We start from the raw sequence: 21,476 nt of genomic DNA, 5'->3' as shown, positions 1-21,476 counted from the left end.
GTTTACGCGAAGCCGACGTACTTGGTCTCGAGGTACTCCTCGATGCCTTCGGTGCCGCCTTCGCTGCCGAGTCCGGACTGCTTGACTCCACCGAACGGCGCGGCGACGTCGGAGATCACTCCGCGGTTGACGCCGACCATGCCGCTCTCGAGCTTGTCGGCGACGCGGAACGCACGGTCGACGTTCTGCGTGTAGATGTACGCGGCGAGACCGTATTCGGTGTCGTTCGCGGCGGCGACGCCCTCGGCCTCGGTGTCGAAACCGGTGATCGCGGCGACGGGTCCGAAGATCTCCTCGCGGACGATGCGCGCGTTCGCGGGCACCTCGTCGAGGACGGTGGGCTGGAAGAAGTACCCGGGACCGTCGACGGACTTGCCGCCGGTGCGGACCCGGGCGCCCGCGGCGACGGCGTCGTCGACGAGGGACGCCACGTTGCGGCGCTGCTTCTCGTTGACGAGGGGACCGACGTTGGTGCCGTCTTCGCTGCCCGGTCCGACGGTGAGCGCGGCGATCCGGTCGGTGAGCTTGGTGGTGAATTCCTCGCGCACCGAGTTGGCCACGATCAGGCGGTTGGCGGCGGTGCAGGCCTCGCCGCCGTTGCGCATCTTCGCGGCCATCGCGCCCTCGACGGCGGCGTCGATGTCGGCGTCGTCGAACACCACGAACGGGGCGTTGCCGCCGAGTTCCATCGACGTGCGCAGAACCTGCTGGGCGGACTGCTCGATGAGGATCTTGCCGACCCGGGTGGATCCGGTGAACGTCACCTTCCGCAGCCGCGGATCCGCGAGCAGCGGTTCGGTGACGGCGGCGGCGTTCGATGCGGGCAGCACCGACAGCACACCGGCGGGCAGGCCTGCCTCGGCGAAGATCTCGGCGAGCAGCAGCATGGTGAGTGGGGTGTCCTCGGCGGGCTTGACGATGATCGTGCAGCCGGCGGCGAGCGCGGGGCCGATCTTGCGGGTGCCCATCGCGAGCGGGAAGTTCCACGGCGTGACGGCCAGGGTGGGTCCGACCGGAACCTTGGTGACCATGATCCGTCCACTGCCCGACGGTGAGGTGGTGTAGCGGCCCTGGATGCGGACGGCTTCCTCGCTGAACCAGCGCAGGAACTCGGCGCCGTAGTTCACCTCGCCGCGGCTCTCCGGCAGGGCCTTGCCCATCTCCATCGTCATCAGCAACGCGAGGTCGTCGGTGCGCTCGATGACCTTCTCCCACGCCGAGCGCAGGATGATCGACCGCTGCCGCGGCGCGGTCGCCGCCCAGTCCTCCTGGACCGCCGCCGCGGAGTCCAGTGCGCGCATCGCGTCCTTGCCGCCCGCGTCCGCGACGTCGGCGATGAGGGTTCCCGTGGCCGGGTCGTAGACCGGGAACGTGCCGCCGTCGATCGGGTCGGTCTGGGCGCCGTCGATCCACAGACCGGTGGGCAGGGTGGCGCGGAGCCGTTCGAAATCAGTCATCGGAGTCCTCGTGGTGGGAATTGTGGTGATCGCACGCCTCCGGGGTGGGGGCGACGTCGAGGGCGGGGTTGCGGTCGAAGAATCCGACCGGCTTCAGCCAGAAGGACACGGTGTCCGCAGGCATGATCGGCCAGTCCTCCGGCCGGGGAATGTGGTGGATGCCGAACGTGTACCAGAGCACCACGTCGGTGTTCTCGATCGGCCGGTTCGCCTCGGTCCAGGCGGGAAGCCCGTGATCGACCTTGCTCTGGTTCACGAATTCCCCGGCGGGCCAGCGCTCGTCGGGTGAATTGGGTGTCACCCAGACGGTGTGGCCGATCGCGCCGGTGCGCTGGAAGATCGGCGACGCCGGGTCGAACATCGACGGGATCGCGCCGCCGGGAACGAGCTTGTAGGCGGGGGCGGTGCCGAGCCCGGTGGTCGTGTTGTCGTTGACCACCTTCCACGCCCGCTGGCTCTGCCAGTCGAAGTCCTGCCGGCCTTCGAGTTCGGTGCGCAGCGGGGTGTTCTTCTGCCGCAGCGCGAGACCCAGGGGGTTGTCCGGGCCCATCGGCACCACCTCGGTCTCGGTCGCGTACACCGTGTTCTCGGTGCCGTCCACGTCGAGATCGAGGCGGGCGACCAGGAAGTGCTGGTGGAACGGCGCGTACGTGCGGTTGTCGACGAGCGTCCCACTGGGGTGCTCCCCGCCTTCGGGGAAGTGGCTGACCACCATGATCCCGGTGGCCCGGACCTCGCACTCGATGTTGCCGTCCTGGTAGAACCGCCAGTAGACGAGATATTCGTAGTTCGCGACCGTCACGTGTGTCGACACCGTCAGCCGCCGCATGCGGCGCACCTCGGCGCCCGCATCGTGGTCGACGTGCTTCCAGAGGACGGCGTTGTCCTCCTCGTGGATACAGATCGCGTTCTCGATCGTGAACGGCACACCGTGGCTGTCGTGGAGTACTGCGTCGAGATACCGGATCTCGCCGAGGCAGTCGCAGCCCAGGGTGAGCGAGGTGGTCATGAACCCGATGCCCCACTCGCCGATGTCGAAGGCGGTGCGGCGGTAGTGATCGGTGCTGGTGTCGCGGTACGGCACCGCCATCTCCGCGAACGACATCCGGTTCGCGATCGAGCGCACCCGGCCGTTGTCGTTGTAGGTCACCGCGTGGAGGGTCATGCCCTCGCGGTAGTTGAATCCCACCCGCAGCGACCAGTTCTGCCACTCGAGCTTGTTGCCCTCGAGCGTGAACGACGGTGCCTCCGGCTGGACGATGTCCAACGGCTTCAACGGCGGCCGGGTGCTCGCGGCGCGGATCCGTTCCGGGATGTGCCGGGGCACGTACTCGCCCATGACCTCGGGACGTTCGACGCTGAACGTGTCCTCGATCTCGAGCAGTTCCATCTTGTTGACGTCGATCACGCAGTGGAAACCGTTGACCGGGCCCGCATACGGGTTGGCGCCCTCGGCCGCCCGGACCCAGGTGTCCGACCAGCCGAGCCGGCGCCCCTTGTACCTCTCCGGGGTCACCGCGTCGCCGTACGTCCAGACGTCCATGAACACCAGGCTCATGTCCGTGATCCCGCGCTTCGCGAGCGCCGCGATCACGTCCGGGTGCCCGCGGAGGAAGGCGTCCGACTCTTCCCATTCGTCCACCGTGAAATTCGCCTGGACGTCCGGGATGTGTTCCCAGGAGACCACGTTGTCTCCCGTGAGCGAGACGAGCGCCTTGTAGGTGTCTCCGCTGCCGCGGTCGAAGCACACGACGACGGCCCGGCGGTCCGGGACGGTGCCGGACGTATCGAACGCCGACACCTCGGCCTTGGCCGGTTCGGCCAGTTCGATCGACGCGAACCGCCAGCCGTCCCCGACCCCGTGTTCCCGGGCGAGGACGGCCGCGGCCTGCGCGAATTCGTCCGCCCCCAACGGGTCCAGAGGATGGAACGTGCCGGTGGTCGTCCGGGTCATGGTGTCTCCTCTGGTCGTGGGGTGGGCACTTCGTGCTCGTGCGCCTTTTCGGTCGCAATGACTACCGAAAAGGCGCACGGGTCAGACGAGCGAGCGCACGATCTGCTCGATGACGGTGAGGGCGTCGTCGAGCAGGTCGTCGCTGATCACCAGCGGCGGAAGCAGTCGGATGACGTTTCCGTAGGTACCGCACGTCAGCAGAATGACACCTTGTTCGAGCGCATGTGCGGCAATCGCCTTCGTCAGTTCGGCGTCCGGCTCGTCGGTGCCGGGCTTGACGAACTCCATCGCGAGCATCGCGCCGCGTCCGCGCACGTCACCGATGACGCCGACGTCGGCGGCCAGGGCCTTCAGCCGCGGCAGGGCCAGGTCGCCGATGTGCTGTGCGCGAGCGGGCAGGTCGAACTTCCGCATGCTGTCGATCGCGGCGAGCGCAGCGGCACACGCGACGGGGTTGCCGCCGTACGTGCCACCCAGACCGCCGGGGTGCACCTTGTCGAGGAGGTCGGCGCGGCCCGTGATCGCGGACAGCGGCATGCCGCCCGCCATGCCCTTGGCCATCGTGATGATGTCCGGGACGATCTCCTCGTGCTCGCACGCGAACCAGGCGCCGGTGCGGGAGAACCCGGTCTGCACCTCGTCGGCGATGAACACGACGCCGTTGGCGCGGGCCCAGTTCACCAGGGTGGGGAGGAATCCCTCGGCGGGAACGATGAATCCGCCCTCGCCCTGGATCGGCTCGATGATGATCGCCGCGAGTGAATCGGCGCCGATCTGCTTCTCCATCTGGCTGATGGCGCGCTGGGCGGCCTGCTCGCCGGTCAGTCCGTCCTGGTCCCGGTAGGGGTAGGACATGGGGAGCCGGTACACCTCGGGAGCGAACGGACCGAAGTGGGCCTTGTAGGGCATCGACTTGGCGGTGAGGGCCATCGTCAGGTTCGTACGACCGTGGTAGGCGTGGTCGAACGCGACGACGGCGTCGCGGCCGGTGGCGAGGCGAGCAACCTTGATCGCGTTCTCCACCGCCTCGGCGCCCGAGTTGAACAGGACGGTGCGCTTCTCGTGGTCGCCGGGGGTGAGGGCGGCGAGTTCCTCCGCCACGCGGACGTAGCCCTCGTACGGGGTGACCATGAAACAGGTGTGGGTGAAGTGCCCGACCTGCTCCCGGACCGCCTCGGCGACGGCCGGATCGGACGCGCCCACGCTGGTGACCGCGATGCCCGAGCCGAGGTCGATCAGGGAGTTGCCGTCGACGTCGACGACCACACCACCGTCGGCATCCGCCGCGTACACGGGGACGCTGGAGCCGACGCCCGCGGCCACGGTGGCGCGGCGACGTGCGGTGAGGGCCGCCGACTTCGGGCCGGGGAGCTCGGTGACCAGGGCGCGCTTCTGCGGCAGCCGGTACTGGATGTCGTTCATGATGGTGCAGTCCTCAGGGTCGTGACGTGGATGGGTAGGGGGTGGGCGACGTCAGTCGTTGGAGCTCATGACGTGCTTGATGCGGGTGTAGTCCTCGACGCCGTAGCCGGAGAGGTCCTTGCCGTAGCCGGAGTACTTGAATCCGCCGTGCGGCATCTCGGCGACGAGCGGGATGTGGCAGTTGATCCACACGGCACCGAAATCGAGTGCGGCCGAGAGCCGTTGCGTGACGCCGTGATCGTTCGTCCACACACTCGACGCCAGACCGTACCGGACGTCGTTGGCGAGGGTGACGGCCTCCTTCTCGTCGGAGAAGCTCTGCACGGTGAGGATGGGACCGAACGTCTCCTCCTGCACGATGTCGTCGCGCTGGTCGACGCCGGTGATCACGGTGGGTTCGAAGAAGAATCCCTGCTCTCCCGAACGCTTTCCGCCGGTGACGATCTTGGCCGAGGTGGGGAGCGCGGCGATCTTGGAAGTGACCGCGTTGAAGTGGTTGACGTTGTTGAGCGGGCCGTAGAACGTGTCCGGGTCGTCCGGGAGGCCGGGCTTGAGCGTCTCGGCCTTGCGGACGAGCGCGTCGACGAGCTGGTCGTGGATGGACTCGTGGACGAGGACGCGGGTGGCGGCGGTGCAGTCCTGGCCGCCGTTGAAGAAGGCGGCCTCGGCGATGCCACTGGCGGTCTTCTCGATGTCGACGTCACCGAAGACGATCGCAGGGGCCTTGCCGCCCAGCTCGAGGTGGGCGCGCTTGAGCTGGCGTGCGGCCGAGACGGCGACAGCGATGCCCGCCCGAACGGATCCGGTGATCGACACCAGTCCGAGGGCCGGATTCTCCACGAGGGTGGCGCCGGTCTCACCGTTGCCGAGGACGACGTTGAAGACGCCGTCCGGCAGGATCCCCTTGGTCAGCCGAGCCAGGACGAGCGTGCTGTTCGGGGTGGTGTCGCTGGGCTTGAGCACGATCGTGTTGCCTGCCGCGAGCGCGGGGCCGATCTTCCACAGCGCCATCATGAACGGGTAGTTCCACGGGGTGACCTGACCGACGACGCCGATCGGTTCGCGGCGCACGTACGACGTGAAGCCGTCCATGTACTCGCCGGCGGCCTTGCCTTCGAGCATGCGGGCCGCGCCCGCGAAGAAGCGGAGCTGGTCGGCGCCCACCTTGATCTCTTCGTCGGCGATGACCTGCTTGGGCTGCCCGGTGTTGCGGCATTCGGCCTCGACGAGTTCGTCGCTGTGCGCCTCGATCGCGTCGGCGAGCTTCAGCAACGCGGTCTGCCGCACGCTCGGAGTGGTCTTGCCCCACGAGACGAAGGCCCGCTCGGCAGCCTCGACGGCGGCATCCACGTCGGCCTTGGTGGAGACGGGCGCACGCCCGACGACGCTCTCGTCCACGGGGCTGATCAAGTCCAGCGTCTCCGTCGCGGATGAGGCGACGAACTCACCGTTGATGTAGTTCTCGAGTACGTCGATCGACATTCGTACCGGTTCCTCTCGTGGGGTCGAAACTCGTGGGGTCGAAACTCGTGGGCCGGAACGGACCGTCGGTCGAACGGTCCGGCCGTGTCCCGCAGTTGCAGAACATCTGAAAACAAGTGTGCGCTGCCTCACAAGCCGAGGGCAGCTGACAAAATGGTGAAAGACGCGCCCCCCGCCGCGCCGAGTTGTCCACTCCGGAGGTCACCCGTGCGAGCAGGTGTGCCCGGCGGCGCCGGAGCCGGCGAACGGCACGTCCGCGCCGGCGCTCACGGAGTCGGCGTCGTGCACGACAGCGCCGCCGACGAGGGTGAGATCGGCCCGCTGGTCCAGCAGTTGCCCGGGCTCGAGCCTGTAGAGGTCCGCCGACCAGACGACGAGGTCGGCGCGGGCACCCGGACGGATCACTCCGAGCTCGTCCTCGGCGTGCCACGCCCACGCGCCGCCGCGGGTGTACGCCCGCAACGCCGAATCCAGGTCCATCCGCTCGAACGGCGTCCAATCGGTCCGGCCGTCCAGACCGGAGCGGGTGAGGGCTGAGTACAGGCCGACGAGCGGATCCATCTCCCCGACCTGCCAGTCGCTCGAGAACGCCAGCGCCGCCCCCGACTCGGCGAGCGAACGGAAACGCCACGCCCGGTCCCACCGGTCCTCGCCGACGTTCTCCATCCACGTTCCCGCGACGAGGTCGGGCGAGCAGTGCCGCGGCTGCATCGCCGCGACCACGCCGAGTTCCCGGAACCGGGGAAGGTCCTCGGGATGGAGGCATTCGACGTGGACGATGCCGTGCCGTCGGTCGGCCGTGCCGTTCACGCGGCCGGCGTGCTCGATCGAGTCGAGCGCCAGCCGGATACCCCAGTCGCCGGTCGCGTGGGTGTGCGTCTGGAAGCCGAGGCGGTCGAGTTCGGTGAGCATCGCGGTGAACTCGTGCGGCGGCAGGCTGGGCGCGCCGCGGTGCCCCGGCCGGTTCGCGTAGTCGGAGAGCATGGCGGCGGTGTGCGGCTCGATCACGTCGTCGGCGTACAGCTTCACCGGTCCGAGCCGCAGCATGTCGTCGACGGGTGCGCTGTCGACAGCCTCCCGCAGGTCCCGGCGGAACTCGGCGTCTGCGCCGACGGGGTGGAACAGGGCGGTGATCACCCGCGAGTTCATCCGTCCCTCGGCGCGGGCCCGGTACATCAGATCGAGTTCGGCCAGCGGGACCTGCGGTTCGACGACGGTGGTGATGCCGCTCGCGGTCGCCATCTCCAGACTGGACGTGATGCGCCGATAGCGGCGGTCGGGGGAGTACATCGGGATGTCGCGCTGCAGACCGGCCAGACCGGCCCGCGTCATCGCGCTGGTGTAGAAGTCCGTCACCCAGCCGGTGGGCAGGCCGCCGTCGTCGAATTCCGGTCGTCCCCAGGGGATCTGGGTGCCGCGGTCGATTCCGAGCACCCGCAGCGCGGCGTCGTTCAGCCACACCGAGTGCTGATCGTAGGTCGTGATGAAGACCGGGCGGTCCGTGAGGCCGCGGAGGTCGGCGGCGTTCGGGCGGCGCCCGGTCACCACGGAGTAGACGGCGTTCTCGGCGCAGATCCAGTCGAGGTCGGGGCGGGTGGCCGCGTGCGCGCCGATCCGTCGCCGAACCTCGGTGAGGTCCTGTGCGCCTTCGAGGCTCACGGCGTCGGGATCGAATCCGAGGAGCAGATGGTTGTGGCTGTCGATGATGCCGGGGGTGACCAGTCGGCCCCGCAGGTCGATGGTGCGCAGGGCGACGGGGGCGTCCGCGGCGGCCCCGACGTACCGGATCAGGCCGTCCTCGATGCCGACGGCCTCGGCCCGGCAGGTGGGGTCGAACGTGCGCACGACGCCGTTGGTCAGAAGCAGGTCGAGCATCAGCAGTTCTCCTCGGGGGCGGCGTTCAGCAACAGCAGGTGGGTGTTCTTGCGCGGTCGCAGGTACAGGGCGTAGTAGACGAACCCGGCGGCGACGAGTCCGAGGGAGATGCCGAGGCTGAGCCACTGGTCCGGGTCGAGCAGCGTGACGACGAAGACGAGGCCGAGTGCGGCAATGCAGACTCCCGGGGCCAGCGGCCACAACGGCATGCGGTAGCCGGTTCGGGTTGCTCCGCCGCGGCGGTGGTTGATCGCGGCCAGCGCGATGAACAGGTACGTGAACGTCAGGGTCGACCCGGTGGCGGTGAGCAGGACGTCCAGCGGGACGAAGCACGCGGCGAACGCGATGGCGCCCATCACGACGGTGGCGAGGACGGGGACGCGGCCCTTGGTGCTGACGGTCTGCAGCGGCGCGGCGACGGTCCCGGGGAGGGCGCGATCGCGGGCGGCGGCGTAGAGAAGCCGGCCTGCCTGCAGGGTGATCGCGATGATCGCGTTGATCACGGCGAGGGCGATCGAGAGCAGGACCACCATGGCGACGGCGTGACCGGCGCGTTCGGTGAGGAACGCCTCGACGGGAAGGCTGGAACCGAAGAGTTCGGTTTGCGAGCGTGCGCCCACCAGGATCGCGATCAGCGGGACGAGTTCGGTGGCGACGGTGATGGCGGCGCTCCAGATCACGGCCTTCGCGATCGAGCGGGCGGCGTTCTTGGTCTCCTCGGCGAAGTAGACGGCGCCGCCGTACCCGTTGTACGCGAAGATTCCCTGGGTGACGGCCAGCATCAGTCCCGAGATTGCCAGCGGTGCGAGGTTGCCGGTGCCGGGATCGAGAACCTCCGCGCTGAGGAGGCTGGTCAGCGGACGTTCCATGTGGACGAACCCGAGGACGGTGAGCAGAGCCAGCGCCGCCATTTCCACGCCCAGGAAGACCCCGGTGAGCCATGCGTTCGTGCGGATGTCGAAACATGCGGTCACGGTGGTGATCACGACCACGGCGAGTGCGGTCTGCTGCGGGGACAGGCCGTGGATCGCGACGCCCAGGTAGTCGGCGACCCCGAGGGCGAAGACCGCGATGATCAGCGGCAGGGAGATGAGGCTGATGAAGAACGTGGCGATGCCGAAGGCCGGTCCGAGTGCTCGCGACACGAGCGAGTAGTCACCGCCGGCAACGGGATACGCGGAGGCGAGTTCGGCGTAGCAGAAGGCGATGAGAATGCTGACGATGCCGGCGATGAGGAAGGCCCAGAACACACCGGTGCCGAACAGGGCGAGCGCCGAGCCGCCGAGGATGAAGACGCTCGACGCCGGCGAGATCGACGACAGGGTGATCAGGATGTTTCCGCCGACGCCGATGCTCCGGGAGAGCGAGGCCTCGTAGGTGCCGGGTGCGGCGGGGGGAGTGGCGGTGGGTGGCCGGGCGGTCTGGTCCATGAGCTGTCCGTTCGGGGTGGTGAGGTGCGAAAGAGTTTTTTGACAGATCCGTCAAACAACTGGGCCGAGTGTCACAGATCACGTGGGCTAGTGTCAACGGCATGGCACGACCGAACACTCAGAAGCAGCGGCGTTCCGAGCTCATCGAGGCGACGCTGCAGGCGGGATCCGCGCACGGGCTCAGGTCGCTGTCCCTGACCGATGTCGCGAAGCGAGCGGGGCTGACGCGCGGCGCGCTCCTCTACTACTTCGACGATCTGGATTCGCTTCTCGTCGAGGCGCACCGGGCAGGCACCGAGCGCTACTGCGACCTGCGCGACGAGGCGGTGGCCGCGCAGACGTCGTACGCCGCCAAGCTGCGGACGGCCATCGACGCCGGGCTGCCGAGCGGTCCCGACGACACCCTGATGCGATTGCTCTACGAATTCGACTTCATGACAGGCACTTCGGCGCTGCACGACGAACTGGTGCAGAAGATGTACCTGCGGCAGCTCGCGACGTACCGCGCCATCCTCGGTGACGGACACAGTTCGGGGGAGTTCGCCGTGCGCGGCGACATCGACCAGGCGGCAATGAATCTGGTTGCCCTCGAAGACGCGTACGGCCTGCACATCGTCGGCGGAAACAGTCTCATCACCGTCGATGCCGCGCGCACGGCGATGCTGGGGTTCTGCGAGCAGATCGGCTGCGGCGTCACGGAAGACGCCGCAGCCGAACGGGACTGACCGGGAAGGCTACGCAGGGTGGCTGCCCGCCACCTCCACCTCGTGACGCACCGCGCCGGCCACCACGGTCAGCTGCACCCGCGCGGTGAGGAGGGAATCGGCGCCTGCGGTGAACGGATCCCCGTCGAGGACGACGAAGTCGGCGGCCTTGCCCGCGACGAGTTGACCGGTGAGGTCGTCCCAGCGGCACGAGTAGGCGGCGTCGCGGGTGGCGTGCGCGAGCGCGTCCGCCATCGGCAGGGCGTACTCGGGCAGGTTCGGCGCGAGCACCGGATCGATCGCGGACTTGCGCGTCGTCGCGATGTACATGTTGGGCAGCGGAGGATGCGGCGCCGTGGGGGCGTCGGAACCCAGCGCGAGGACGGCGCCCGCGGCGGTCATCTCGGGCCACGGGAACGCCCGCTCGACCCGATGGTCGCCCAGCATCGCCCGCCAGTTGTCCTGGATCGCCGGGTCGGCATGGACCGGCTGCATCGATGCGACGATGCCGAGGCGCGCCAGTCGCTGCACGTTGTCCTTCGTGATCGTCTCCAGGTGCTCCATCCGGTGCCGACGCGGGCGAATCCCGTTGGCGGCGATCGCCTGTTCGAGCGCGGCGAGCGCGATCTCCGACGCCTCGTCGCCGATGGCGTGCAGGGCCACCTGCAGGCCGGCGGCATCCGCCGCGACGACCACCGGTGCCAGCGAGGCGAGGTCCCAGATCGGTTCGGCATTCGTGCCGTCCGAGTACGGCTCCTTCATCGCCGCGGTACAGCTGTCGATGACGCCGTCGATGATGATCTTGATCCCGGCCATCCGCAGCCACGGACCCTGCAGGCGTCTCTGATGCTCCACAGCCTCGTGCACCTGGCGGACGTTCTCCTCGTCCGAGTCGGTTCGTTCGATCAGCCAGTGCCCGGCCACCCGGAGCGGCAGCGTGCCCCCGCCCGCGGCCAGTGCGCGCTCGAGAGCCTCGACTTCGTCCGCGCCGAGCGCCATGTCGACCGCCCCGGTGACGCCGTCCGCGAGATACTGCTCGAACGCTGCCGCGAGGGCGACATCCCGCTCGGTGTCGCTGACCAGCTTCGCGAGGGTGGGCCACACGATCTGGGTCACCGCCGTCTCGTAGAGCATGCCGGTGGCCTCGCCGGTGACGGGATCGCGCTCGATCCGGCCACCGATCGGGTCCGGGGTGTCCGCGTCGATCCCGAGTTCGCGGAGCGCGGCCGTGTTCACCCACGCCGAGTGCACATCGTTGGAATCGAGGTACACCGGTCGGTCGGCCTCGGCCGCGTCGATCATCTGCCGTGTCGGCGCGTGCCCGTCGAGTGCGGGAAACAGCCAGCTGCGTCCCAGGATCCGGGGTGCGTCCGGGTTCTCGGCGGCGAACCGGCGGAGACGGTCCTGGATGTCGTTCAGATCCGCGGCGCTCTGCAGGTCCACCTTCTGGAGGGCCTGGCCCATCATCAGCAGGTGGGTGTGGGCGTCGATGAAGCCGGGCAGGACGAAGGCTCCGCCGAGTTCGACGACGCGGGCGTCGCCGGACAGCGTGTCGGCGGTGGCGGTGTCGCCGACGTACGTGAGGCGATCGCCCTGGACGATCATCGACTCGGCCCAGGCGGGTTCGGCGGCGGTGAAGATCCGGCCGCCGCGGTAGTGGGTCGTCGTGTCGGTGTTCATGGTGTTCTCTCTTTCCGTCAGACGACGACCGAGGTGGTGTACCGGGCAGTGGGATCCTGTCCGGGTGACGCGGACGCGCGCTCGGTGCGCGTCGACAGGCGGGCGATCGACACGATCGGCACGAGCAGGACGAGGCTGATGCCCGCCAGGACGAACCCGAACGCGACGTAGCCGACTGCGCCGGTCACGAGGGTGCCGAAGAGCGGGGCGAACGCGGACCCCACCAGATACGTCCCGAGGAGCGGGGCGGACCAGCGGCCGGACGAGTCCAGCGCGGCCGCGATGGCCACCACGTAGATGAACGCCGCGGCGTACACCGTGTTCCAGGCGATGATGAGCACCAGATACGTCGTCGAATCGGTGGCGAGGCACGAGCCCAGTTTGAGGGCCGCGCCGAGTACGAGGAGGACGGCGGTGGGGACGGTGCGTCCGAGGCGGGAACCGAGCGCGGTCAGGACGAGGGCGGCGCCGATGCCGCCTGCGGTGGAGAGGCTGAGGGCCAGACCCATCTGCTGTTCCGTCAGGGCGGCGTGTTCGGCGCCCATGATGCCGGACACGGCCCACAGCGAGTCCTCGCCGATCGCCCAGATCGCGAAGAGCACGAGCAGGGTGAATCCGGCGACGGCCAGCTTCTTCTCGGTGACGCCCTCGGGCAACGGGGTCCGGGTGCGCGCGGTGCTCGCCTCGTCGTCCTCGACGGCGGGGGCGGACGGCAACCAGGTGATCGTGAACACCGTCGCCACCGCCAGCACCGCGACGATCCCGAAAGCATTGGTCATGTGCAGGCCGAGGATCGGGATCAGTGCCAGGATCCCGGTGACCGCGGTGCGGTTGACGAGCCCGTTGATCCCGGACACCCGGTTCGGATTGTTCAGCGCGGCCAGGGCCGCCCCGCCGACCGCGACCGCGCCGCCGGCACCGATCCCGCCGACGATGATCGCGGTGCACGCGATCGGCGCCGAGTGGATTGTGGCGGCGACGGCGAATCCGGCGGCCATCACGACGAGGCTGACGCGGCCGAGCAGGTGGCGCGAGCGCCCCGCCGCCCACCGGGTGGTCGCGAGGCAGACGAGCGCGGTAGCCAGCAGGGAGCCGGTGAGGACGGCGCCCGCGACGGTCTGGGTGATGCCGAGATCGTCGACCATCGCGATGATCATGAGCGGGATCAGATTGGCCGTGATGTAGCCGACGACGAAGACGCTGAACGTGGCGATACCGCGGCCGAGTGTCAGTGGGACGCGGACGGCGGCGGTCACGTGGGATTCCTGGGGTGGGTCAACGACAACTCCGTGTCTCGGGTGGCGGCCCGCGTGAGACGTGGGTCACTTAGCGAATTGGATTCGTTAAGTATGCGGAGGGCGCGCGCCATACGCAAGGGGGCAAACGAACTCAATTCGTTAATGTTGGGTTTCGGCGTTGCCCGAGGTCGACGTCTGACACAATGGAGTAGTCGCTCGGGCCCCGCTGGCCAACTTGTCCAGCGCCATCCCGATTCCGACCGGTCAGGGTGGCACGGACCCGACCGCAACTGCGCAGGAGCCGACATGACCGTTGCCGTTCGCTGGATGTTGTCCCAGCCGGACCTGGCTCTCGAGTTGAAGGGCGGCGCCGGCGGTCTCGGCAACGAGATCACGTTCGCCCACACCACCGAACTGCAAGACCCCTTCCGGTGGCTCTCCGGCGGAGAATTGCTCCTCACCACCGGCATCCGGCTTCCGCTGACCGCCGCCGACCGGGCGCGATACCTGCGCGGCCTCGGTGAAGCCGGGGTGGCCGCGGTCGGGTTCGGCACCGGCCTCTCGCACCCGGAGGTGCCCGAGGACCTGGTGGCCGTCGCCGACGAGATCGGGCTGCCGTTGCTCGAGGTGCCGTTGCCGACACCGTTCGCGGCCGTGGTCAAGCGGGTCATGAACCGACTCGCGGAGCAGGAGTACGAGGCGGTGCTGCGCGCGTCCCGGGCGCAACCGCGGATGACCCGCGCCGTCATCCAGGGCGGCACCGGCGCCACCGTGCGCGAGCTGGCCGTCGCCACGTCGGCCACCGTCCTGCTCCTCGACCTGTCCGGCCGGGTGCTGGAGTCCCATCCGGCGCAGCCCGCGGAGGACGTGCTCGGGGAACTGCGGGAAGTGCTCGAGGCAGGCGCCGGCGGAGCGTCGAGCAGTGTGTCGCTTGCACGGTCGGGCGCGTCGATCACGGTGCAGCAGATCAGTGTCGGCAGCACCCCGCACGGACATCTCGCCGTGATCAGTCCCACCGCGCTCAGCCACGTGGACCAGATCCTGCTCGGCCACGCGAACTCGTTGCTCGCCTTGGATTTCGAGAAACCGGTACGGCTCAGGACCGCACAGAACCGGCTCAATTCGCACGCCCTCGGCCTGCTGCTCACCGAGGACCGCGACCTCGCGCCCGCCTGGTCGCAGATCCGGCACGCCGCGGACGCGGACGGGATGGTCCGCGGACTCACGGTCGTGGCCGAGACACCGGCACTCGCGGAACGGGTGGAGTCGGCGGTCGCGGTCGCCATGAACAAGGCCGGACGGCAACTCTTCTCGCGCCGTCACGATACGCGGGTCACCGTTCTGCTGCGGGGCACCGACGACGTCGACTTCGCGCGGGCGATGCTGCGCGGACTGCCCGCGCCGGCGCGGAAGGCGATCCGTGCGGGGTTGAGCGGGAGGCGGGAGGTCGCCGGTCTGGTGGCGGCCATCGAACAGTCCCAGCTGGCCGCGTCGGCCGCCGAGGCGGGGGCGGAGCCGTTGGAGTTCGCGGCGCTGACCGGTAGCGCGCTGCTCGCCTTCAGCTCGACGCGGGAGGTGCTGAACTCCCTGGCGGACACGATGATCGCGCCGATCGACGATTACGACCGCACCAACGGCACGGAACTGCTGGGATCGCTGCGGGCGTTCCTCGAGGCGAACGGGCACTGGGAGTCGGCGGCGGCGGCGATGGGCGTGCACCGGCACACCCTGCGCAGTCGCATGGCGCGGATCGAATCGTTGATCGACTGCCGGTTGGACGTGGCGCGGGTGCGGGCCGAACTGCTGCTCGCGATCATCGCCCGGCAGTCGTGACTGCCGGGCGATGATCGGACGGGACTACTTTCCGAGGCGGGCGACGATGTCCGCGGCGGTGCGCTGACCCATCCGCACGGCGCCGTCCACGTGCTGGTAGCCCTCGGCGGCGATGTCCGAGCAGGAGAAGTGGAACGGTCCGACCGGCGTCCGCGAGTCCTTGCCGTACCGGTGCAGGCCACCGAGGTCGAAGCTCGCGGCGTACGCGCCCCGGGTCCATTCCTCGGAGCCCCAGTCGGACTCGTAGTAGACGACCGGCTCGGCGGCCTTCGGTCCGAGGTAGCGGGCGAGCGAACCGAGAATGGTGGCGCGACGCTCCTCCTCGCTCAGCTCGAACATCGCGTCGGCCTTCTCGTCCGACACGAACGCGACGAGGGTTCCCCGGGTGTCCTCGTGGTTGGTGTTGTCGTACACCTCCTGGACGACCTCGGACGCGCCGAATCCGGTGCCGGCGAGGCCGTCTTCACGCCAGAACGGGGTCTCGTACACGGCGTGCACCTTGATGACGAGTCCCAGCGACTGGTGCTGGTGCATCTGGTGCTGGCGGCGCGGCAGCGGCGGGTCGTAGGAGATGCGGGAGTACAGGTTCGGCGGGACGGCGAGCACGACGCGGGACGCTTCCACGCGAATGTCCCCGTCCGCCAGCACGACTGCGCCGTCCTCGCTCCACTGGACGGTGCGCACGGGCGCGTTCAGGAAGACGTCGTCGCCGAGGGCGGCCGCCATCCGGATCGACACCTGCTGCATGCCGCCGATGACGCGCTTGTCGAGGATGAAGTCCTCGTCCACCAGGTGCGAGAACGATCCGGCGGACGCGGCCATGAGCACGGCCTGCAGCGCCGAGAACGAGTGCGCAGGCTTGGTCAGCATGCCGCCTGCGATGAACAGGCCGATGTTGTCGCGGGCCTCCGCGTCGTCGGACTGCTCGATCAGCCAGTGCTTGAACGAGATCGTGTCCAGTTCGCGGGCCAGCGGGTGCGCCCAGGGCTCCTCGGCCCCGACCTGCGCGGCGAGGTCGTCGAGGATCTGGATCAGCCGGTCCATCTCCTTGCGGGTCGTCTCGTCGACGGGGAAGGATTCGCCGGTGTAGCGGGTGCGTTCGCCCGCGGCGGAGATGTAGACGGACTCACCCTCGCGGTACCGGTCGAACGTCTCGAGGCCGAGTTCGTCGAGCAGGGCGATGAGCGTCGTCTGGTCGGGGGAGACCCACTGGCCGCCGATCTCCAGCATCGCGCCGTCGATGGTGTCGGTCCAGGTCCGACCTCCGACGCGGTCGCGCGCCTCCAGGACCGCGACGGACAGCCCCGCCTTGCGCAGCGCGGTGGCTGCGGCCAGGCCGGACGGGCCGGCGCCGACGATGGCGACATCACGTTGGAGAGTAGGCACTTTCGAGCTCCTTTGGTTGAAGTGCTGACGGGTTCGTGAAAAGGGGGTTCTGTTAGCAGCGGGTGAGCGCGAGCGACAGCTCGGCATCGATGACGCAGATGCTCGAGTTGTCCACGCGGTCGTGGCTCCGTAGCTCGCCGAGCATCTGTGCCAGGCGGTCCGCGGCGGTGGTGTGTTCGGTCAGCCACTGGGCGACGGCGTCGGCGGCGGACGTCGCGGGCGAGGCGTCGCGCAGCACCAGTCCGATCAGGCCGTGCCAGTGCTCCTGCAGGTTGTCGACGAGGACGGCGCCCGCCATCGCCTCCCAGTAGGCGGTCCCGGTCTCGCCGACGGAGAACCGTTCCGACAGCCAGTCGAGGCCCACGACACGGCCGAATTCGCGGTACGTCTCGGCGACCTGGGTGATCGGCAGGTCGAGTGACTGCGCGGTGGTCTCCAGTGCGAAGGCCTGCGCGAGGATCCGCAGCGTGCCCAGGTCCTGGGCGGGGGCACCCGTGAGTCGGGGCAGCGCCGCGGCGAGTTCCTGGACCGGCTTCGCGAAGCGCTCGATCAGCTGCTGCGCGTCCGTGCCCGCGGCGCGATGCCGCAGCAGCCAGGACGTGGTGCGCTCGATCAGGTCCTGGATGCCGAAGTGCAAGTTCAGCCGGGTCCGGTGGGACGCGCCGGGCAGGGTGAGGACCTCGTTCCACAGGCGGTCGATGTCGAACACCTGCCGCACCACCGCGTACGCGACGGTGATCTCGGGGGTGCCGACGCCGAGCCGCTCCTCGAGGCGGTGGATCAGGCCCGGTCCGACACGGTCGATCATGTCGCCGGCCACGATGACGGCCACGATCTCCCGGGCGAGCCGGTGACCGCTGATCTGCTGGGGAACGCGTTCGCGGATGGACGCCGGGAAGTAATCGGCGAGAACACCGTCGAACACGGCGTCGTCGAGCACGGGGGAGGCGAGCAGTTCGGTGACGACGAGGTTCTTCGACTGTGCGAGCAGAACCGCGATCTCCGGCCGGACCAGTCCCTGGCCGGCGCGGTGCCGCGCGGACAATTCCGCCGCCGACGGCAGGACCTCCGCGGCCCGGCTGATCCCGGCGTCCCGCTCGAGGTTCTCGATCAGCCGCTCGTGACGTCCGAGCAGGAACGGTGCGTGGACCTCGGCGAGGCTGATGGCGAGCGTCTGGGAGGCGGCGTCGGCGAGCACCGATTCGCCGATCTCGTCCTGCACGCGGGCGAGCAGCGTGTTCCGTTCCGCGGCGGGCAGTTCGCCCGCCGCCACGGCCGCGTCCAGCGCGACCTTCAGGTTCACTTCCCGATCCGAGGTGGCGACCCCGGTGGCGTTGTCGATGAAATCGGCGTTGATCCGGCCGCCGTTCAGCGCGTACTCGATCCGGGCGCGCTGCGTGAGACCGAGGTTGCCGCCCTCGCCGATCACCGCGGCGCGCACGTCGCTCGCCTCCACCCGGACGGCGTCGTTGGCCGGGTCCGCGGCGTCGGCGTGCCCCTCGGTGGAAGCCTTGACGTACGTGCCGATTCCGCCGTTCCACAGCAGGTCCACGTCCGCGGTCAGCAGTGCCTTCACCACCTCGTGCGGGGGCAGTTCGGTGGCGGTGACGCCGAGGCGTTCACGCACCTGCGGCGACAGCGGGATCTTCTTCGCGGTCCGCGGCCACACGCCGCCGCCCGCCGAGACGAGGTTCCGGTCGTAGTCGTCCCAGCTGCTGCCGGACACGGATGCGAGGCGCTCGCGTTCGCGGTAGGAGGCCTCGGAATCCGGTTCGGGGTCGAGGAAGATGTGCCGGTGGTCGAACGCGCCGACCAGTCGGATGGCGCGGCTGAGCAGCATGCCGTTGCCGAACACGTCGCCGGACATGTCGCCGATGCCGACCACGGTGAACGCGTCCGTGTCGACGTTCTTGCCCATCTCCGCGAAATGCCTGCGGACGGAGACCCATCCGCCGCGCGCCGTGATGCCCATCGCCTTGTGGTCGTAGCCGGCGGAGCCGCCGGACGCGAACGCGTCGCCGAGCCAGAATCCGCGGCGCGTCGCGATGCTGTTGGCCAGGTCCGAGAATCGGGCCGTGCCCTTGTCCGCGGCCACCACCAGATACGGGTCGGCGTCGTCGTAGATCACCGTGTCGCGGGGATGGACCACCTCACCGTCGACGATGTCGTCGGTGACGTCGAGCAGTCCGTCGATGAAGCTCGTGTACGCCGCGCGGACCGCGTCCGGGGTCGTCTCGGTGCGCACCACGAACGCGCCCTTCGCGCCCATCGGGACGATCAGCGAGTTCTTCACGTGCTGCGTCTTCATCAGACCCAGAACCTCGGTGCGGAAGTCGTCCTTGCGGTCCGACCACCGCAGGCCGCCGCGCGAGACCGGACCGCTGCGGACATGGCTGCCCTCGACGATCGGCGAGTGCACGAAGATCTCACGATATGGAGTCACGGCCGCGGACAGCGACAACAGCGACGGGTCGATCTTGAACGCCGCGGGGGCGGCGCTGATCGTGCGGTCGTGCTGGAACCAGTTGGTGCGCAGCACGGCCGACGTGAACGACAGCAGGCCGCGGAGCAGACGGTCCTCGTCCATCGTCGCGGTGCGATCGATCGCGGTGAGCAGCACGCGCTCCGCGTCCGCGACGGCGCTGTCGCGGTCGGTGTCGGTGACGGCGGGGTCGAAACGGGCGGTGAACAGGTCGCGGAATCCGCGCACGAAATCGGTGTGCCGCAACAGGATCGCCACGATGTTGGGTTCCGACAGTCCCAGCCCCACCTGGCGGAGGTAGCGGCAGGCCGCCCGGACCAGGACGGCGTCCGTCCACGTCAGGTTCGCCGCGGCGACGAGCCGGGTGAATCCGTCGACCTCCAGATGACCGGCGGCCGCGGCCTCGAACGCGTCGGACAGCAGGCCCGGAGTGTCCGCGTCCCAGGCGAAGTCGCCGGTGCTGAAGTCGAACCGGTGGACCAGCGGGCTGCCGGGCTCACCCGCGGGCAGTTGTTCGTGGGACGCGACCCGCAAACCGAGGTCCGCGAACAGCGCGACCAACTCGGCGAGCAACGGGGTGCCCTGCGGCCAGACCATGACGGCGGCCGGTTCCGGCGGTGCATCCGCGGTGTCGACGAACCGCAGCCGCGGAGTGGTCCCTCCGGACGCCAGGACCGCGCTCGACACGGCGGCCTCATCCTGGCGTGGACGGGGTGTGTCGGTCGTGCTCGGAATGACACCGGTATAGCTCATCGTGTGGCTCCTGACCCCTGATCTGGCAAACGCGTGACTTGGGAACCAGTGTGTCGAGAAGAGACGCACGCCACATCCGACGAAGTGGAGCGTCGTGCCGCGGCGGACGCGACGTTTCGGAGCTGTGAGTACTTGTTAACCGCGGGCGGTTAACAAGTACTCACAGCTCGCCAGGTGGAGACCGCTGCCGTGCCGAGCAGCCCGCCGGTGATCACGAAGATCGACGACGTGCCCGCGACCCCCGCCGCGGCGCCCGCGGTCAGCGGAATCAGTACCTGCCCGAGCCGGTTACCGGTCAGGCGCAGCGACAGCGCCGCCGCCCGGTTGGCGGCGGTGACGAGCCCGGCCACCCACGTCATCGTCAGTGGTTGACCGATGCCCCAGAAGAATCCGGCCACGACGAGGAGCAACGCCATCCCGACCGGGTCTGGGACAAAGGGCAGCAGGGCGGTGGGCAGTGCCGAGCACAGCGTGGCGGAGATCAGCAGTTTCTGCCGCGGCACGCGGGTGAGCAGCCACGGCAGGAACGCGCGCGACACGATCGACGCCGCGGTCCGCGCGGTCAGCAGCAACGTCACCAGCAGAACGCTGAACCCGAACTCGTGCCCGAGAACGGGGAGATACGCGACGACGACGTCGACCGACGCCAGCACGATCAGGCTGCTGAACACGGCAGGCCGCATCCCTGTCGTCGAGATCATGCTGACCACGGACTGCCGGTCGCCCTTGGACGCCGACTCCGCCGGCTGCGGGCGTTCGCGGATCGGCCAGGCGAACGGGATCGCGGCCAGCGACACCACCCCCATCACCGTCAACGCCAGAGTGGTCTCGACGCCGCCGCCGTCCGAGCTTCCCGCCGCGATCAGCCCGACCAGCGGAACTCCGACGGCCTGGCCGACCGAGACGCCGAGCGTCAATCCGGCGAATCCCCGGTCCAGCTCACCGGGTGGGGAGAGGAGCGTGACGAATCCCTGCGCGGCGACGGTCACGAGGATCTGGCCGAATCCGAGGATCACGTTGCCGAGCCCGAGGACGATCAGGTCGCTGCTGACGGCGATCACCAGGACACCGAGCGACGTCAGCACCACACCGGTCCGCAGGATCGCGGCGGCGTGCCGCCGGTCCACGGCGCGTCCGATCCGGACCGCCACGAGCAGCGGTGCCAGCGAGAACAGGGCGGTGACGATGCCGATCGTGACGGCGTCGCCGCCGAGCGCGAGGACGCGGTAGGAGACGAGAACGCGGACGGCGTGATAGACGGCCTGGAGCAGAGCAGTGGCGATGCAGACGTTGAGGAACCAGTGCTTCACCGGGTCATCCGTTGATCACCTGGCGATTGCCGAGTGGCGCCTGCAACGGGACTTCGAGGGTGCCGAACACGGCGACGAGAATGCACATCTTGTCGGCCGCCTCCGGGAGAGTGCCGGTGCGCAGCGAGATCGTGACCGTGGTGTCGGTCTCGGTGACCGTCGCGGCGGCGCCGTAACACTCCGGGGTTCCGGTGACGAAGTGGATCGCCACCATGTTGCCGTCCGTACGGGACCACGACTCGAACGGCGTCGGATTGGCCCGGACGATGTCGGGGCGCGACTCGAAGACGGTGCCGAACTCGTCGCCGGGCACTTCGGAGGGAATGGGCATCCCCGACGACGGATTGGTCGGGCTGGGATCCACTGCGGACGCGATCTCCGGGGGAATCGTCGGTTCGTCGGTGCTCGAACCGGACCCGCATCCGGCGAGGGCGAGGCAGGCCAGCACTGCGAGGGCGATTACGCGCATA

Annotated in this window: 14 protein-coding genes; 2 read left to right on the top strand and 12 right to left on the bottom strand. The window is 69.1% G+C overall.

The features are described from left to right. Window positions 1-2: 2 nt before the first annotated feature. The 6 genes from WKC72_RS32615 to WKC72_RS32590 form a co-directional block, all read right to left on the bottom strand. Entirely contained in the window at window positions 3-1,457 is a 1,455-nt protein-coding gene (locus tag WKC72_RS32615) for an NAD-dependent succinate-semialdehyde dehydrogenase (RefSeq protein WP_037243705.1), read from the bottom strand. Beyond that, complete coding sequence (locus tag WKC72_RS32610; protein WP_370180836.1) at window positions 1,450-3,411, bottom strand: primary-amine oxidase; 1,962 nt, start codon at window positions 3,409-3,411, stop codon at window positions 1,450-1,452. Before WKC72_RS32610 ends, WKC72_RS32615 begins: the two co-directional genes overlap by 8 nt. A gap of 81 nt (window positions 3,412-3,492) precedes the next feature. Further along, window positions 3,493-4,833 carry a 4-aminobutyrate--2-oxoglutarate transaminase gene (gene gabT, locus WKC72_RS32605; RefSeq protein ID WP_037243709.1) on the bottom strand — a complete coding sequence of 447 codons (1,341 nt, stop codon included), beginning with the start codon at window positions 4,831-4,833 and terminating at the stop codon, window positions 3,493-3,495. 51 nt (window positions 4,834-4,884) lie between these two features. Further along, complete coding sequence (locus WKC72_RS32600; RefSeq protein WP_037243711.1) at window positions 4,885-6,315, bottom strand: gamma-aminobutyraldehyde dehydrogenase; 1,431 nt, start codon at window positions 6,313-6,315, stop codon at window positions 4,885-4,887. A gap of 201 nt (window positions 6,316-6,516) precedes the next feature. Next, window positions 6,517-8,190, bottom strand: coding sequence for an amidohydrolase (locus tag WKC72_RS32595; protein ID WP_037244214.1), 1,674 nt, complete (start codon window positions 8,188-8,190; stop codon window positions 6,517-6,519). Then, on the bottom strand, window positions 8,190-9,620 hold the full coding sequence (locus WKC72_RS32590) for an APC family permease (protein WP_370180835.1): 1,431 nt from the start codon (window positions 9,618-9,620) through the stop codon (window positions 8,190-8,192). Before WKC72_RS32590 ends, WKC72_RS32595 begins: the two co-directional genes overlap by 1 nt. A 101-nt stretch (window positions 9,621-9,721) precedes the next feature. On the opposite strand from WKC72_RS32590, the gene WKC72_RS32585 reads away from it, so the two are divergent. Further along, on the top strand, window positions 9,722-10,345 hold the full coding sequence (locus WKC72_RS32585; protein WP_174484741.1) for a TetR/AcrR family transcriptional regulator: 624 nt from the start codon (window positions 9,722-9,724) through the stop codon (window positions 10,343-10,345). 9 nt (window positions 10,346-10,354) lie between these two features. On the opposite strand, the gene WKC72_RS32580 is transcribed toward WKC72_RS32585, so the two are convergent. Both WKC72_RS32580 and WKC72_RS32575 read right to left on the bottom strand, forming a co-directional pair. After that, window positions 10,355-12,004, bottom strand: a complete 1,650-nt coding sequence (locus WKC72_RS32580; protein WP_370180834.1) for an amidohydrolase — start codon at window positions 12,002-12,004, stop codon at window positions 10,355-10,357. Window positions 12,005-12,021: 17 nt separating this feature from the next. Further along, window positions 12,022-13,260, bottom strand: coding sequence for an MFS transporter (locus WKC72_RS32575; RefSeq protein WP_268791183.1), 1,239 nt, complete (start codon window positions 13,258-13,260; stop codon window positions 12,022-12,024). Window positions 13,261-13,548: 288 nt separating this feature from the next. Between WKC72_RS32575 and WKC72_RS32570 the strand changes: the two genes are divergently transcribed. After that, window positions 13,549-15,075 (top strand): PucR family transcriptional regulator, encoded by a 1,527-nt coding sequence (locus WKC72_RS32570; protein WP_370180833.1) that lies wholly within the window; start codon window positions 13,549-13,551, stop codon window positions 15,073-15,075. 24 nt (window positions 15,076-15,099) lie between these two features. On the opposite strand, the gene WKC72_RS32565 is transcribed toward WKC72_RS32570, so the two are convergent. From WKC72_RS32565 to WKC72_RS32550, 4 genes are all read right to left on the bottom strand, one after another. Then, window positions 15,100-16,461: an NAD(P)/FAD-dependent oxidoreductase gene (locus WKC72_RS32565; RefSeq protein ID WP_037243721.1), complete on the bottom strand. Its 1,362-nt coding sequence runs from the start codon at window positions 16,459-16,461 to the stop codon at window positions 15,100-15,102. A gap of 52 nt (window positions 16,462-16,513) precedes the next feature. Continuing rightward, entirely contained in the window at window positions 16,514-19,696 is a 3,183-nt protein-coding gene (locus WKC72_RS32560) for an NAD-glutamate dehydrogenase domain-containing protein (protein ID WP_370180832.1), read from the bottom strand. 149 nt (window positions 19,697-19,845) lie between these two features. Beyond that, window positions 19,846-21,006 (bottom strand): MFS transporter, encoded by a 1,161-nt coding sequence (locus WKC72_RS32555; RefSeq protein WP_112300800.1) that lies wholly within the window; start codon window positions 21,004-21,006, stop codon window positions 19,846-19,848. Window positions 21,007-21,010: 4 nt separating this feature from the next. Continuing rightward, window positions 21,011-21,475: a hypothetical protein gene (locus tag WKC72_RS32550; protein WP_112300801.1), complete on the bottom strand. Its 465-nt coding sequence runs from the start codon at window positions 21,473-21,475 to the stop codon at window positions 21,011-21,013. Between the last annotated feature and the right edge of the window lies 1 nt (window position 21,476).

It is taken from the genome of Rhodococcus wratislaviensis (assembly GCF_041228765.1).
Taxonomy (GTDB): domain Bacteria; phylum Actinomycetota; class Actinomycetes; order Mycobacteriales; family Mycobacteriaceae; genus Rhodococcus_F; species Rhodococcus_F wratislaviensis.
Note: the sequence above shows the minus strand (reverse complement) of the source record. Positions and strands in the feature narration are given on the sequence as shown.